General features: G+C 71.0%; 15 protein-coding genes. 8 read left to right on the forward strand and 7 right to left on the reverse strand.

The genetic code is table 11. The annotated features are described in order from the left end of the window. The first annotated feature begins 34 nt into the window (after positions 1-34). Positions 35-883 carry a class II fructose-bisphosphate aldolase gene (locus ACNPQM_RS29320; RefSeq protein ID WP_358861671.1) on the forward strand — a complete coding sequence of 283 codons (849 nt, stop codon included), beginning with the start codon at positions 35-37 and terminating at the stop codon, positions 881-883. A gap of 70 nt (positions 884-953) precedes the next feature. Here the strand turns inward: ACNPQM_RS29320 and ACNPQM_RS29325 are convergent, their stop codons facing one another. Together ACNPQM_RS29325 and cdgB are read right to left on the reverse strand one after the other, a co-directional pair. Next, the gene (locus ACNPQM_RS29325) at positions 954-1,910 is read right to left on the reverse strand and encodes a carbohydrate-binding protein (protein ID WP_418086325.1); all 957 of its coding nucleotides are present in this window, start codon (positions 1,908-1,910) and stop codon (positions 954-956) included. Between the two features lie 162 nt (positions 1,911-2,072). Then, positions 2,073-3,734, reverse strand: a complete 1,662-nt coding sequence (cdgB, locus tag ACNPQM_RS29330) for a diguanylate cyclase CdgB (RefSeq protein WP_418086326.1) — start codon at positions 3,732-3,734, stop codon at positions 2,073-2,075. A 365-nt stretch (positions 3,735-4,099) separates the two neighbouring features. Between cdgB and ACNPQM_RS29335 the strand changes: the two genes are divergently transcribed. Then, on the forward strand, positions 4,100-4,651 hold the full coding sequence (locus tag ACNPQM_RS29335) for a flavin reductase family protein (RefSeq protein WP_418086353.1): 552 nt from the start codon (positions 4,100-4,102) through the stop codon (positions 4,649-4,651). Between the two features lie 103 nt (positions 4,652-4,754). On the opposite strand, the gene arfB is transcribed toward ACNPQM_RS29335, so the two are convergent. Further along, positions 4,755-5,180 (reverse strand): alternative ribosome rescue aminoacyl-tRNA hydrolase ArfB, encoded by a 426-nt coding sequence (gene arfB / locus ACNPQM_RS29340; protein WP_266983071.1) that lies wholly within the window; start codon positions 5,178-5,180, stop codon positions 4,755-4,757. Between the two features lie 191 nt (positions 5,181-5,371). On the opposite strand from arfB, the gene ACNPQM_RS29345 reads away from it, so the two are divergent. Next, positions 5,372-5,947, forward strand: a complete 576-nt coding sequence (locus ACNPQM_RS29345; RefSeq protein ID WP_358861667.1) for a TerD family protein — start codon at positions 5,372-5,374, stop codon at positions 5,945-5,947. Between the two features lie 259 nt (positions 5,948-6,206). Beyond that, positions 6,207-7,754, forward strand: coding sequence for a M4 family metallopeptidase (locus ACNPQM_RS29350; RefSeq protein WP_418086327.1), 1,548 nt, complete (start codon positions 6,207-6,209; stop codon positions 7,752-7,754). Positions 7,755-7,781: 27 nt separating this feature from the next. Here the strand turns inward: ACNPQM_RS29350 and ACNPQM_RS29355 are convergent, their stop codons facing one another. The 3 genes from ACNPQM_RS29355 to ACNPQM_RS29365 all read right to left on the reverse strand — a co-directional run bounded on the left by ACNPQM_RS29355 (position 7,782) and on the right by ACNPQM_RS29365 (position 10,426). After that, positions 7,782-9,167 (reverse strand): M1 family metallopeptidase, encoded by a 1,386-nt coding sequence (locus ACNPQM_RS29355; protein ID WP_418086354.1) that lies wholly within the window; start codon positions 9,165-9,167, stop codon positions 7,782-7,784. Between the two features lie 66 nt (positions 9,168-9,233). Continuing rightward, positions 9,234-9,836 (reverse strand): ankyrin repeat domain-containing protein, encoded by a 603-nt coding sequence (locus ACNPQM_RS29360; RefSeq protein ID WP_418086328.1) that lies wholly within the window; start codon positions 9,834-9,836, stop codon positions 9,234-9,236. Between the two features lie 32 nt (positions 9,837-9,868). Further along, the gene (locus ACNPQM_RS29365; RefSeq protein ID WP_418086329.1) at positions 9,869-10,426 is read right to left on the reverse strand and encodes a GlcG/HbpS family heme-binding protein; all 558 of its coding nucleotides are present in this window, start codon (positions 10,424-10,426) and stop codon (positions 9,869-9,871) included. Between the two features lie 301 nt (positions 10,427-10,727). On the opposite strand from ACNPQM_RS29365, the gene ACNPQM_RS29370 reads away from it, so the two are divergent. The 3 genes from ACNPQM_RS29370 (at position 10,728) to ACNPQM_RS29380 (ending at position 13,141) form a co-directional block, all read left to right on the forward strand. Further along, a complete protein-coding gene (locus ACNPQM_RS29370; RefSeq protein ID WP_418086355.1) occupies positions 10,728-11,906 on the forward strand; it encodes a sensor histidine kinase in 1,179 nt (392 codons plus the stop codon). Then, entirely contained in the window at positions 11,903-12,529 is a 627-nt protein-coding gene (locus ACNPQM_RS29375) for a response regulator transcription factor (RefSeq protein WP_358861664.1), read from the forward strand. Before ACNPQM_RS29370 ends, ACNPQM_RS29375 begins: the two co-directional genes overlap by 4 nt. Positions 12,530-12,643: 114 nt before the next feature. Continuing rightward, a complete protein-coding gene (locus ACNPQM_RS29380) occupies positions 12,644-13,141 on the forward strand; it encodes a hypothetical protein (protein WP_037692856.1) in 498 nt (165 codons plus the stop codon). Positions 13,142-13,163: 22 nt separating this feature from the next. On the opposite strand, the gene ACNPQM_RS29385 is transcribed toward ACNPQM_RS29380, so the two are convergent. Beyond that, the gene (locus ACNPQM_RS29385; RefSeq protein WP_418086330.1) at positions 13,164-13,850 is read right to left on the reverse strand and encodes a pentapeptide repeat-containing protein; all 687 of its coding nucleotides are present in this window, start codon (positions 13,848-13,850) and stop codon (positions 13,164-13,166) included. Positions 13,851-13,962: 112 nt separating this feature from the next. Between ACNPQM_RS29385 and ACNPQM_RS29390 the strand changes: the two genes are divergently transcribed. Continuing rightward, positions 13,963-15,192, forward strand: coding sequence for an NAD(P)-binding protein (locus ACNPQM_RS29390; protein ID WP_418086331.1), 1,230 nt, complete (start codon positions 13,963-13,965; stop codon positions 15,190-15,192). Positions 15,193-15,200 lie beyond the last annotated feature (8 nt).

The following is a 15,200-nucleotide window of genomic DNA, read 5'->3' on the forward strand; positions in this document are numbered from 1 at the left end:
TCATCCCGCACCACACGAAGCCCCAGGGGGCAGCATGCCGCTCGTCAGCACCGGTGAACTCGTCTCGGCCGCCCAGGCCGACGGACGCTCAGTCGCCGCCTTCAACGTCATCACACTGGAGCACGCGGAGGCCATCGCCGCGGGCGCGGAACGCGCCGGGGCGCCCGCCATCCTGCAGATCTCCGAGAACGCCGTGAAGTTCCACGGCGGCCGGCTCTCCGCCATCGCCGCCGCGACCGCCGCCGTCGCCCGCGCCTCCCACGCGCCGCTCGCGCTCCACCTCGACCACGTCGAGTCCGTGGAACTGCTGCACCAGGCGCACGACGAGGGCTTCGGCTCGGTGATGTTCGATGCCTCGAAGCTGACCTACGAGGAGAACGTGCGGGCCACGGCCGACGCAGTCGCATGGGGCCACGAGCGCGGGATCTGGATCGAGGCGGAGCTCGGCAAGGTCGGCGGCAAGGAGGGCGAGGCCCCGCTCGACGCCCACGCCCCCGGGGTCCGGACCGACCCGGCCGAGGCCGCCGCCTACGTCGCGGCGACCGGCGTCGACGCGCTGGCCGTCGCGGTCGGCTCCTCGCACGCGATGACGGAGCGCACCGCCGCCCTGGACCACGCCCTGATCGGCCTGCTGCGCGACGCGGTCCCGGTCCCGCTGGTGCTGCACGGCTCCAGCGGCGTCCCGGACGAGGAGATCCGCCAGGCGGTCGCCTCCGGCATGCGCAAGATCAATGTGGGTACGGCGCTGAACACGGCGTTCACCGGCGCGGTGCGCGCGTACCTGGCCGAGAACGCGACGGGTGTCGACCCGCGCAAGTACATCGCCCCGGGCCGCGAGGCGATGGCCACGACGGTGGCGGGATTCCTGAGCCTGATGGGCTGACCCGCCCGGCACGGACGGAACCGGCCCCACCGCCCTCGTCGGGTGGTGGGGCCGGACTGCGTTCCCGGGGTCAGCGCGTCTGGTGGCCGGCCTTCAGCGACAGCTGGTCCAGGTTGGCGTCGCACTGGTCGCCCTCGTTGCACGAGATCATCAGCGTGTTCGATCCCTTGTTGAGGTTGACGTAGGCGTACGTCGTCGTCCAGCCCTTCTCCAGGTCGCCCTCCGGGGCGTGCGCGAAGTTCGTCATGTTGATCGAACGGGGGGCCTCGGAGTTCACCGTCAGCGACGTCTTGGCGTCCTTTCCGGGCACGCCGTACGTCACGAACAGCGTGTACTCGCCGGCCGTCGGCACGTCGACCGACCAGGTCGCGGACCTGCCGACCTCGTTCAGGTTGATGTACTGGCCGTTGGCGCTCTTCGCGCCCTTGACCGAGTTGTCGAGCGTGGCCGTGCCACCGAGCTTCAGCGTCGCGGCGTCCTGCTTCGGCAGCTCCGCCGGGGCCTCGGACGCCGTCTCGGACTGCTTCGGCTTCGGGGACTCCTCGACCTGACCGGCGGGACCGGCCGAGGTGGAAGCCTCGTCCTTCTTGTTGTTGCCCTTGCCGTCGTTCGTGATCATCGCGACGCCGATGCCGACGAGGACGACCGCGACGACCGCGAGCGCACCGATCAGCAGGCCCTTGGTGTTCGGACCGCCGTTGCCGGGACCGCCGCCGCGGCCGTGGCCGCCCTGTGCCGTGACCTGCGCGGTGGGACCGCCGCCGGGGTACGTCTCCGGGGCGGCGTACTGGGCGTTCGGCCCGCCGTACGGCTGCTGCGGCGGCACCTGCTGCCCGTACTGGCGCTCGCCGACCGTCCGCACCTGGTTGTACGAGGTCCGGGGCACGCCGGGCTGCGAGACAGGACCCGGATAGCCGTAGCCGCCCTGCCGTGGCGACTGGGCGCCGGACGCCTGCCCGTCCTCGTACAGGTAGCCGAACGGATCGTCGTCCTCGGGTGTGCTTGCGCCGTTGTTCCCGGCCGTCATCCCTGGGTCACTCCTCACCATGTCGCCAGCCGTCGCCGAATATCGCCAGCCGTCGCCGACCGGCCGAGCCTACCTCGAACGGAGCACACCAAGAATTGCCGTCGGCCCTCGGGGTGCCGTGCCGGAACCGGGGCGGGTACCGGCACGGACCTGCCGTGAACGTCAGCCGGCCCTGCGGTGAACCTTCGACCGCGACCGCTTCTCCACATACATCCGCTGGTCGGCGGAGCGCAGCACCTCTTCGGCGGTCATGCCGCAGCTGGCCCAGCCGATCCCGAAACTCGCCCCGACCCGCACCGCACGGCCATCCACCCGAATGGGGGGAATGATGGCGTTGCGCAACCGTACGGCCAGGTCTGCGGCGTCCGCGGCACCGAGCCCGTCCGCGAGGACGACGAATTCGTCACCCCCGAGCCGGGCGACGGTGTCGCCGTCGCGCACACAGGTGGTGAGCCGCCGGGCGACCTCGATCAGGACGGCATCGCCGGTGTGGTGCCCGAAGCGGTCGTTGATGGACTTGAAGCCGTCGAGGTCGCAGAAGAGGACCGCGAGCCCCTTCGTCCCGTCGTCCTGCTCGCTGTCGGGCGCCACCGCGTGCACATGGTGGTCGTACGGGCCGCCGCCCGCCACCGCGTCCGCCTCGAAGCCGTCGGCCCGGAAGCCGTGCATCCGGGCGTCCATGTCCTCGACGTCGCCGTACGCCGCGTCCATCGCCTCCACGGCGGTGGTCGCCGTCGAGTACGGGCGCTCGCAGAGCCGGGCACCGAGCCGGGCGCGCAGCTCGGCGCTGTTGGGCAGGCCGGTGAGCGCGTCGTGCGAGGCGCGGTGCGCGAGGTGCAGCTCGTGGCGCTTGCGCTCCTCGATGTCCTCCACATGGGTGAGGAGGAAGCGGGGGCCGTCGGTGGTGTCCGCGACGACGGAGTTGCGCAGCGAGACCCAGAGGTAGGTGCCGTCCCGGCGTCCGAGCCGCAGCTCGGCGCGGCCGCCCTCGGCGGACGTACGCAGCAGGGTGCCGACGTCCTCGGGGTGCACGAGGTCGGCGAAGGAGTAGCGGCGCAGTACGGAGGCGGGGCGGCCGAGGAGCCGGCACAGTGCGTCGTTGGTGCGCAGCAGCCGACCGTGCTGGTCGCCGCCCATCTCGGCGATGGCCATGCCGCTGGGGGCGTACTCGAAGGCCTGTCGGAAGGATTCCTCACTGGCCCGCAGCGCCTGCTGCTCCCGTTCGAGCCGGACCAGGGCACGCTGCATGTTTGCTCGGAGCCGGGCGTTGCTGATCGCAATGGCTGACTGGGACGCGTACATCTGGAGGGCCTCGCGGCCCCAGGAGCCGGGGCGACGGCCGTTGCGCGGGCGGTCGACGGAAATGACACCGAGGAGGTCCCGGCCGCCGCCGGACGCGTACATCGGGGCATAGAGCCGGTCCTGCGGATGCCACTCGTCCTCGAAGCGGGGCTCGGGACCTTCGGTGTGCCACTGCGGTACGTCGTCGTCGAGGAGGACCCAGCCGTCGGTGTGCGGTATGAAGCAGAGCTCGTCCCAGGACTCACCCATGGAGAGCCTGCGCTCCCAGGAGGTGCGCGAGCCGACGCGGCCGGTGATCAGCGCTTCGGCGGCGGAGTTGCCCGCGAACGCGGCGACGACGAGGTCGCCGTCCGGGCGGACGAGATTGACGCAGGCCAGCTCGTATCCGAGACCGGTGACGATTCCGTCGGCCACCGTCTGCAGTGTGTCGGCCAGGCTCCGCGCCGTGTTCAGATCGGCGACGGCCTGATGCAGCTGCCGCATCGTCGCTAGACGAACGTACGGCTCCGACTCGGCCTCCATTGCTCGCACTCCCCGAGACCTCGACAGCACTCCAGATTTCATATCGACGTACTTGTTCGCAGTGTCACCGCCACTGAATCACAGTGAGCTGTGCACCCGGTACACAGGGTCAACAAATACCGCCCTCTGTGACTCAAGTCACAACAGATGATGAAGGGTACCGAGCGGCCTCCAGGAGAGGCCCTTGCTTTTCTTGAACGCAAATCTGTACGTCGCGCCTCGTCGCATTGTGCCGTGGCGGTGCGGCCCATGGGGCCGGAGTCCTAGGACCCGGCTGGTCCCCTGGCCCGATGCGACCGCGCGCGGGCTCCGGCTAGCGTGCCGGTGTGTTGCAGACGAAACCCCCCACCCCGCGATCCGAGCCCATCCCCCACGCTTCCGAGCCCATCCCCCATGCTGAAGGGGTGAGCAACGAGGAGTTCCGCGGCGCCCTCGCCCGGCTGGCCGCAGGCGTGGTCCTGATCACCGCCCAGGAGCCGCCGCTCGACGAGAACGGGCGCGGCGAGGACGTGGGGATGACGGCAACCGCCTTCATGTCCGTGTCACTGGACCCGCCCCTCGTCCTGGTGAGCCTGCGCAACGGCTCCCGGATGGACGACCTGCTGGGCGAGCAGCCGTTGTGGGCGGTCTCCGTGCTCGCGGAGAGCCAGCGGCACATCGCGGGACGGTTCGCGATGAAGGGCCGGATCAGCGATCGGCTGCTGTTCGACGACATCCCCTATCTACGGGGAGAGGTGTCGGGCGCACCTCTGATCGGCGGCGCCCTCGCCACTCTGGAGTGCCGCACGGAGCAGCGGGTGCTCGCGGGCGACCACACCCTGGTGATCGGGCGGGTGGTGAGCGCGGCGCTGCCGAGCGCGGACGGCGGGCCGCTGACGTACTTCCGGGGGCGCTACCGGCAGTTGAGCCGACCCTGAGCTCCTCCAGGAGGAGCTGACAGAACGGCGCCCGGCTCGCCGGGGCCGGAACGGATCACGGGCGCGGCCAGTCCGTCACCGCCGGAGCGGCCGCGGACGCCGCCTACCAGTCGCGGCCGGAGCGGCCGCGCTTCGTGTCGCCGCGCTGCTTCTTCTCGCGCAGCCGCCGCTCGTTGATCCCGCGCGGGATCCTGGTCTTGCGGCGCGGCTTGGGGGGCGGCGCAGTGGCTTCGGCCAGCAGGGCGGCGAGGCGGACGAGTGCGGTCTCGCGGTTGCGCCACTGGGAGCGGTGCTCCGACGCCCGTACGGTGACCACGCCGCCCACCAGCCGGCTCTCCAGCCGCTGGAGCGCCCGCTCCTTCCACACCTCGGGAAGCGACTCGGTCGCCGCGAGGTCGAAGCGCAGCTCCACCTGGGAGTCGCTGGTGTTGACGTGCTGACCGCCGGGCCCGGAGGACCGCGAGAAACGCCACATGAGTTCGGCCTCCGGCAGGGAGACCGAACCGCGGATGACATAGGGCCCGGACATGACACCCATGTTCCCTGGCCGGGGACCCGTTCGTCACCTCCTTTTGCGGCACCGGACCGTCGGCCCGGCTGCGAATTGGGTAAAGAAAGCAAAGAGACCAGGAACCTCTCGGTCCTCCACCTGCGTTATGACGGGTGACGGTAACTTCGTGAACGCATGAAGCCCGCACACGACGATGAAAGGGACTTCCCATGGCAGTAAGCCTGTCCAAGGGCGGCAACGTCTCGCTCACCAAGGAGGCCCCGGGCCTGACCGCCGTCACGGTCGGCCTCGGCTGGGACGTCCGTACCACCACCGGCACCGACTTCGACCTCGACGCCTCGGCGATCGCGGTGAACGCGGCGGGGAAGGTCGTCTCCGACGGCCACTTCGTCTTCTTCAACAACAAGTCGACGCCGGACCAGACCATCGTCCACACCGGTGACAACGTCACGGGCCAGGGCGAGGGCGACGACGAGCAGATCAACGTCAACCTGGCGGGCCTCACACCCGACGTCGACAAGATCGTCTTCCCGGTCTCCATCTACGACGCCGAGACGCGCAGCCAGAACTTCGGACAGGTGCGGAACGCGTTCATCCGCATCCTCAACCAGGCCGGCGGCGCCGAGATCGCCCGCTACGACCTGAGTGAGGACGCCGCCACCGAGACCGCGATGGTCTTCGGCGAGCTGTACCGCAACGGCGCGGACTGGAAGTTCCGCGCGGTGGGCCAGGGATACGCCTCAGGTCTGCGCGGCATCGCGCAGGACTTCGGCGTCAACATCTGACGCAGAGCCCAGGGGCCTGAAGGCCCGAACAACGGGAGCCCCCGGCCGATTGTTTTCGGCCAGGGGCTCCCGTTCGTGCGCCTGCCGCCGGTCACTCGCCGAGGCGCCGATGACCCTATGCCGCATATCGGATGACGTTCCCTCACAGACGGACAAGATCCGGTCAAATCCTTGGCGCGCCCCTGCCAATAGCGGTGCGCCGGTGCCACTCTCACCGCAGCCCCCTCACGGAGCTGATGGATCGAGTGAAGGAGAACGAGTGAGAACCACTCTGCGTGCCGCCGCTCTTGCCGCAACCGCCGCCATCGTCGTCGTCGGTGTACAAGCAGGTCCGGCCGGTGCGGCCCAGGACCGCCAGTCCGGGGCCACCGCCCTGCCTCTCAGCGCCTCCCAGCGGGTCTCGGCCCTCAAGGAGGCCCAGGCCCAGGCCGCATCGACCGCCACGAAGATCAAGCTCGGCAGCAAGGAAAAGCTCGTCGTCCGCGATGTGATCAAGGACGCCGACGGCACGGTTCACACCCGATACGAGCGCACCTACGACGGACTGCCCGTCCTCGGCGGCGACCTCGTCACCCACATCCGTAAGGACGGTTCGCTCAAGGGGGTCTCCAAGGCCACCGCTGCCGACATCGCCGTCCCGTCGACGACCGCCGCACTCGCCGCCAAGTCCGGCGCGCGGAAGGTGATCTGGGCCGCCACCGGCAAGCCGGCGCTCGCGTACGAGAACGTGGTCGAGGGCGTCCAGCACGACGGGACTCCCAGCGAACGCCACGTCATCACCGACGCCGCGAGCGGCAAGGAGCTCTACGCGTACGAGGCCATCGAAACGGGGTCCGGCACCAGCCAGTACAGCGGCACGGTGAACCTGGGCACGACGGCCTCCGGGTCCGGCTACAACCTGACCGACAGCGGTCGCGGCGGCCACAACACGTACGACCTGAACGGCGGCACCGCCGGCACCGGGACCCTCTTCACCGACGCCGACGACATCTGGGGCAACGGTCTCGCGACCAACCGCCAGACCGCCGCCGTCGACGCCCACTACGGCGCCGCCGTGACCTGGGACTTCTACAAGAACGTCCTGTCACGCAACGGCATCGCGGGCGACGGAAAGGCCGCGTACTCCCGGGTCCACTACGGCAACGCGTACGTCAACGCGTTCTGGTCGGACAGCTGCTTCTGCATGACGTACGGCGACGGCTCGGGCAACCTCAAGCCGCTCACCGCGCTGGACGTCGCCGGACACGAGATGAGCCACGGTCTGACCGCGGCCACCGCGAGGCTCAACTACAGCCGCGAGTCCGGTGGTCTCAACGAGGCGACCAGCGACATATTCGGCACCTCGGTCGAGTTCTACGCGGACAACAGCAGCGACGTCGGCGACTACCTCATCGGCGAGAAGATCGACATCAGGGGCAACGGCACCCCGCTGCGCTACATGGACAAGCCGAGCAAGGACGGCGCCTCCGCCGACTCCTGGTCGAAGACCGTCGGCAAGCTCGACGTCCACTACTCGTCCGGGCCCGCCAACCACTTCTTCTACCTGCTGTCCGAGGGCAGCGGCGCGAAGACCATCAACGGGGTCTCCTACAACTCGCCGACCTCCAACAACTCCACGGTCACGGGGATCGGGCGCGACAAGGCCATTCAGATCTGGTACCGGGCCCTGTCCACCTACATGACGTCGACCACCGACTACGCCGGGGCGCGGACCGCGACCCTGAAGGCGGCGACCGATCTGTACGGAGCGGGGGGCCCGGAGTACGCGGCCGTCGCCGCCGCCTGGTCCGGAATCAACGTGAAGTAGCTCTGCCTCTGAGGTTCCAGGAGCCGGTCAGCCCTTCGTGGCGGGCCGGCTCCTGCCGTACAGCCAGGTGTTCCACAGGTCCGTCAGATGCAGGCCGGTCGTCTTCTCCACATAGGCGGTGAAGTCGGCCGTCGACACGTTGCCGTGCCGGTGCGCCTTCGTCCAGCCCCTGACGAGGGCGAAGAACCGCTTGTCGTCGCCCATCGCCTGCCGAATCTTGTGGATCACCATCGCCCCGCGCCCGTACACCGGCGACTGCGAGATCTCCGCGGCCGTCGGCGGATCGGCCGGCGGGAACGCCCAGTTGGCATCGTTCGCGAAGGCGCGGTCGAAGCTGTCCTGGACGGGGACGCCCGCCTTGTCCGCTTCCCACATCCACTCCGCGTACGTCGCGAAGCCCTCGTTGAGCCACATGTCCCGCCAGCTCTCGGGCGTGACGGAGTTCCCGAACCACTGGTGGGACATCTCGTGGACGAGGAGCCCGACGTCCGGCGGGCCGGGGAAGAACGGCCGGTTCTGGGTCTCCAGCGCATACCCGGCGTCGTTCGCGCGGTCGACGATCGCGCCGGTCGAGGAGAACGGATACGGGCCGAAGCGCTCGGCCTCCCACCGCACGATCTCGGGGATCCGGGCCAGGGCCCGGGCGCTCGCCGCCGCCGACTTCGGGTCCACGGCCGTGAACACCTTGATGCCGTCGGGGGTCGTCGACGCCTTCGTGTCGAAGTGCCCGATGGCGAGCGTCGCGAGATAGGTCGCCATGGGCGCGGCGGTGTGCCAGTGGAACGTGGTGGTGCCGCCGGAGGTCCTGCGGGACGTCAGCTCGCCGTTGGACACGGCGGTCAGGCCCTTGGGAACGGTGACCGTGAGGTCGTAGGACGCCTTGTCGCTCGGGTGGTTGTTGCCCGGGAACCAGGCCATCGCCCCGACCGGCTCACCGAGCGCAACCGAACCGTCCGTCGTCCACAGCCAGCCCTCCTTCGACCTGTCGGGGTCGGTGAGGGTCAGCGGGGAACCGGAGTAGCGGACGACCGTACGGAACGTCCTGCCCTTGTGGAGGTGGCTCTCCACCTCGGCATCGGGGCGCAGCGTCAATTCGTGGGCCGCCCGGTTGACGGCGGCCGGGCGGCCCTCGACCTGCGCGGACTCGACGGTCAGCCCGGCCAGGTCGAGATTGAAGGCGCTGAGGTCCTGGGTGGCGCGCGCGGTGATCACGGCAGTGCCGCGCAGGTGCTGGGCGGCCGGGTCGACGTCCAGGGTGAGGTCGTAATGCGTGACGTCGTACCCGCCGTTGCCGGCCTTCGGAAAGTACGGGTCGCGCAGACCGGCGGCGCCGGGGGTGCCCTCCACACCCCCGATCCCGGCGGAACAGGCGGTGCCGAGAGAAACGACGGTGGTCGTGACGAGAACCAGGATCAGGGCGGTGGGGCGCACGCAGACAATCCTATGTGCGGAATGTCGGTTTGGCGGATCGGCGGGTGCTCACCTCGGGTCCCGGTTCCGCAGCAGCGCCGCGATCTCCGTGAACCCGCGCCGCTCCGCGTGTTCCAGCGCCGTCACCCCGTCGCCGTCCGGCAGACCGGGGGTCGCGCCCGCCGCCAGCAGCAGTTCGACGATCTCCTGGTGCGCCCGGCCGCCGTCGCCCAGGATCACGGCTTCCAGCAGGGCGGTCCAGCCGAGCCGGTTGACGTGGTCGACGTCGATGTCCGTGACCCGGAGCAGCTCCCGTACGTAAGCGACATGGCCGCGCTCGCTCGCCGGGATCAGCGCGATGCCGCCGAACCGGTTACGGAGCTTCAGGTCGGGACCGGCAGGCAGCAGGGTGTGCAGCATCGCGACGCTGCCGGTGACGCCGGTCGCCAGCCAGGGACTCTCCTCGCGCCGGTCCTGCGCATCGGGGTCCGCACCCGCCTCGACGAGCAGCCGGGCGAGCTCGACATGGTCGCCGTGGACGGCGAGGAGCAGCGGGGTGCGCCGCTCCTCGTCGCGGACGTCGACGCGGGCGCCGCCCTCGATCGCGGTGCGTGCGGCATCGGTGTCACCGGTACGCGCGGCTCGGAGCAGGTCGTGATCGAGGGCGTTCATCCGTGGTCTCTCCTGGGCTGTGGTCGGTTGTCCTACTTGGCGAGTGCGGCGACGCCCGCCTGGGCGAACTTCTCATCGAGGTCGCCGCTGGGGGCACCGGCCACTCCGATGCCGGCCACCGGTGCACCCTTGACCTGCACCGGGGCGCCGCCCGCCAGGAACAGGGTGCCAGGAATGTCCTTCAGGTTCGGAGCCTGCGCCAGACGGCCGGCGAGCACGGAGGTGGGGGCGTTCCAGGAGACGGCGGTGTACGCCTTCTTCTCGGCGGACTCGTACGCCTGCGGACCGGAGCCGTCGCCGCGCAGCGTCACGATGGTGTTGCCGTTCCGGTCGACGACGGCGACCGCCACACGCTGGTTCTCCTTCTCTGCGGCGTCGAGGGCGGCGCGTGCGGCCTCGGTGGCGGCGGCGACGGTCAGATGGGTGGTCTGCTGGAGGTTCCGGTTCGCCGTGTCGGCCGTGACGGCGGCGGCAGGTGCAGCGGCCGGGGCGGAGGCGCTCGCGGACATGGCACCGAAGGTTCCGGCACCGAGCGCGGCGGCGGCGACGGCACCGGTGAGGACACGGGTGCGCAGCGACATCTTCTTCATGGTGAGGCTCCTCGACGATTCGATTCGACGGTGTTCCGCTCGGACGGTGTTCCGGCTCTGTCATCGATCCTCCGGCCGTATCCGGCCCCGTAACGTCGACGTACCGGCTCGACCCCGCACACGGGACGGCTGACGGCCCCATCGGCCGATCGGTTGATGCGGAGGTGGCCCCACCGGGTCACCATGGACGTATCCACGCAGGTCAGCAGCAGCCCTTCGGCAGTCGGCAGGGAGTACGAGGTACGAGGTGGAGCACCGAACCGAAGCCGCCGACCCGGATGCCCGGTGGCTCGCTCTGCTCATGCACGCCGCGTTCTTCCTGCTGCTCGGTGCCTCCCTGGCCCGCTTCCTGCTCCGCCACCCGGGCGAGGACCGCACCCCGTGGGTCATCGCGCTGTCCGGCACGCTCGCCGCGCTGTATCTGCTGGGCCCGGTGCTCGGCTCACGCCCCACCCCGCGTCGGCTGGTCTGGCTCGCCGTGCTCGTGGCCGCGTGGATGGTGCTCGTCGTCCTCGCGCCGAGCTTCGCCTGGTGCGCGGTGCCGCTCTTCTACACCGGGCTGCGGCTGCTCCCACCGCGCGCCGCGCTCGCCCTCGTCGCCCTGCTCACCGTGCTCGTCGTGGCCGCGCAGCTGCGGCTGGCCCACGGCTTCGACCCGAACCTGGTGCTCGCGCCCCCCGCCGTGGCGGCCATCGCGACCGCGGTCTTCGTCCACATGCAGCGCCAGGCCGTGCGCCAGCGCGAACTGATCGACGATCTGCTGCGTACCCGCCGCGAACTCGCCGCCACCGAACGCCGCGAAGGCACCCTCGCCGAGCGCCAGCGGCTCTCCATGGAGATCCACGACACCCTCGCGCAGGGCCTGTCCAGCCAGCAGATGCTGCTCCAGGCCGCGGACCGCACCTGGGACGCGGACCGGGCGACCGCCCGCCGCCATGTCCGTACGGCCACAGGCATCGCCGAACGCAACCTCGCCGAAGCCCGCCGCTTCGTCCACGACCTGGCACCGGCGGATCTCGCGGAGGGCGGCGGCCTGGAAGCGGCGCTGCACGCACTGGCCGCCCGCGAAACGGTGCAGGCCCAGGGGCTGCTCACGGTCCGCTGCCATGTGGAGGGGGCGCCGCACGCGGCACTGCCCGACCGGGTGCAGTCCGCACTGCTGCGCATCGCCCAGGGCGCGCTGGCCAATGTGAAGGAGCACGCCGACGCCACGGAGGCCGCGCTGACACTGACCCACCTGGACGACCGGACCGTCCTGGACATCGCCGACAACGGCCGTGGTTTCACCCCGCCCGCACCGGCCGCCCCGCGTACGGCAGCGGGCGTACGCGGCCACGGGCTGCCCGCGATGCGCGCCCGGCTGCACCAGCTCGGCGGCACACTCACGATCGAATCGGTACCGGGCGAGGGAACCGTCGTCTCCGCCGCGGTCCCCATGCCCGCCCCTGCCCCGTCGCCCTCGCCGGAGGAACCCTCATGACCTCGCCCGCCGTTCGGATCCTGCTCTGCGACGACCACGCCGTCGTACGCGCCGGACTGCTCGCCCTCCTGGGCAGCGAACCGGACATCGAGGTCGTCGGCGAGGCGGGCAGCGGCGAGGAGGCCGTCGCCCTGGCCGCCCGGCTCACCCCCGACGTCGTCCTGATGGACCTCCAACTGGGCGAAGGAATCGACGGCGTCGAAGCCACCCGTCGCATCGCGGCCACCGGCGTCCACGTCCTCGTCCTCACGACGTACGACACCGACGCCGACATCACCCGCGCCATCGAGGCGGGCGCCACCGGCTATCTGCTGAAGGCGGAACGCCCGGAGGAACTGTTCGCCGCGATCCGCTCGGCGTCCCAGGGCCGCACCACGCTCTCCCCACCGGTCGCCGGCCGTGTCATGGCCCGCATGCGCAGCCCCCTGCCGACGCTCACCGACCGCGAACGCGACATCCTGGGCCAGCTGTCCCGGGGCCTGGGCAACCGGGACATCGCCCGGGCCCTGTTCATCAGCGAGGCCACGGTCAAGACGCACCTGGGCCGCATCTACGACAAACTCGGCGTCGACACCCGCGCGGGCGCCGTGGCCGTGGCGAAGGAGCAGCGGCTGCTGCCGTGAGCGGGGCCGCCTGCGGCGAGGACCGCCGCAGCGCGAGGCGCCCACGGTCCCGGGGGGCGTGGGCGGCCCACCGCTCCGGCGTCGGTGCACCCCCGGGCATGACACCATCGAACTGTGCTCGACATCGGCTACTCCCTCTCCCGACGCTTCCCCGATCCCCCGCAGACCGACTACCGCCGCGCGGACGTCCACGCCCTGCGGCACGACCTGTTCTCCGGGGACGTCTACCTCGCGGACACCAAGGCGGACCGCGAGGTATCCACAGCCTGGGGATGGGTGCCCGTGCTCGACTTCGCCTGGGCGCTCTGCGACATCGTCGAGCAGATCGACCAGGACCCCCGCGGCAGCCGCTCGCACCGACGTCAGTTCGCCGAGCTGGACTTCACCGAGTCGTCCGACCGGATGCTCTTCGAGCGCCGATTCGGCTGGGTCGATGTCGAAGCCGACTGGATGCCCGGCGACGAGCCCCCGCTCACCTTCAGCCACTCCCTGCTGCGCCGCGAGGCCCGCGACTTCCTGCACGACCTGATCGCGGACCTCGCCGACATGCACGAGGGGCTCGCCGACAACCCCGTGATCTGGGACCTCCAGGCCCGCTTCCCCCGGGTCTGACGAGCGGATCCGGGAGAACCGGCTACGCCTCCACCCGCACCCCGATCTGCGCCGCGAACGCCGGGGCGAGTTCCATCAGCTGCGCCGGGCTGATCACCGCCCCCGCCAGCCGCTCCACGCCACGGGCGATGTCCAGCTCGGCGGCCGTCCGCAGGTCCACCGACTCCATCCGTACGGAACTGAAGTCGGCCCGCTTCAGCACACAGTCCCGAAACTCCACCCGCACCAGCTGCGCGTCCCCGAAGTCCGGCTCGGACAGCACGCAGCCCTCGAAGACCACGTCCTTCAGCCGCGCCTTGCGCAGGTTCAGATAGTCGATCTTCCCGCCGCGCACATGGACCCGCTCCAGCACCGCGCCGTGCAGCTGCACCCCGCCCAGCCGCGCGTCCGCCACCTCCACATCGCGCAGCGACGCCCCCGCGAGATCGGTGCCCACCCCCCGCACCCCGGTCAGGACCGAGTCGATGAAGCGGGCCCTGATCAGCTCCGTACGGTCGAGCACGCATCCCTCCAGCGCGCAGTCCATGAACCGGGCCCCCGGGCCCGACTCGTCCGAGAGGTCCGTCCCCTCGAACCGCACACCGTCGTAGTCCCCGTCCGGCTCCAGCCCCACCCCGTCGTACGGAACGAGCGGCGGCAACCGCACCTCCGGCCGTCGCGCCGCCGCCACGGCGTCCTTCCCGCCACCACTCCTGCTGTTACGCGCCATGGCCCCATCGTGACCGATGCCACTGACAACGCCCCCGCACCGATGTCACACCCGGGCACCGGCGGACGTCACCTTTTTGTCATCGTTCACGACGACGAGGAGACAGGGACGCATGCAGCGCATCCACATCATCGGCGGCGGACTCGCCGGGTTCACCGCAGCGATCACAGCCGCCGAGTCCGGCGCCCGGGTGACCGTCCACGAGGCCCACCACACGCTCGGCGGCCGCGCCAGGACCGCCGAGGGTCCGTACCCCACCAACGAAGGACCGCACGCCCTCTACCGCCACGGACCGCACCGGGCCTGGCTCGCACAGCGCGATCTCCTCGGCCCGGTCGCCACGGTGCCGCTCCACCAAGCCACCCGGCTCCGTTTCCGGCTGGGCGGCACCCTGCGCCGCACCCCGCCCCTCGGCCTCCTCCGGCTCACCCGCCGCCGCGCCGGACACGCCCCCATCGACACCGACTTCCGTACCTGGGCCACCGGCCAGGCCGGCGAGGAGACCGCCCGCGCGGCCGCGCACTACGCCGCCGTCGCGCTCTTCCACCACGACCCCGGTTCGCTCTCCGCCGCGTTCGTCCAGGAACGGCTGCGCCGCGCCGCCGCACTGCCGCCCGAGGCGCGATACCCGGTCGGCGGCTGGGCGCAGATCATCGACCGGATGGCCTCCCGCGCCTGGAACATGAGCGTCCGGATCGAGACGGCGACCCGGATCGACCCGGGCACCCTCGACACCCTGACCCGGACCGGCCCGGTCGTCGTCGCCACCTCCCTCGACGCCGCCCGCAGCCTGCTCAACGACCCCACCCTGACCTGGGACAGCGGCAGGACCGCCCTCATCGACCTGGCCCTGCGCACCCGGCGCGGCGACGCGTTCGCCGTCTCCGACCTGGACGCCCCCGGCTGGATCGAACAAGAGGTCCGACGGCATCCACCGGAACAGCTCAGCGGCGCCGAGGACCGCACCCCCGCCCCGGCGGGCCGACGGCTCCTCCAGGGCCAGTTCCCCGTCGCTCCCGGCGAGTCGAAGGCCGCCGGAATCGCCCGCGCCGAAGAGCTCCTCGACCTCGGCCACCCGGGCTGGCGCGACCGCACCGAGTGGCGGCGCGAGGCCCTTGCCGTCGGCCGTACGGGCGCGGTCGACCGGCCCGGCACCACCTGGCGGGACCGTCCCGCCATCGACCGCGGCAACGGCATCTACCTCGCGGGCGACCAGGTCGCGGCGCCCGGACTGCTCAGCGAGGTGTCGTTCAACAGCGGGCTGGAAGCGGCCCTGCTCGCCATCGGAGCGAGCCAACGGTCGCGGACGTCCCGACCCGTCCTTGACCTCGAGCACGGTTGAGGTCGGAG

This window comes from Streptomyces sp. NPDC056231, assembly GCF_048270745.1.
Taxonomy (GTDB): domain Bacteria; phylum Actinomycetota; class Actinomycetes; order Streptomycetales; family Streptomycetaceae; genus Streptomyces.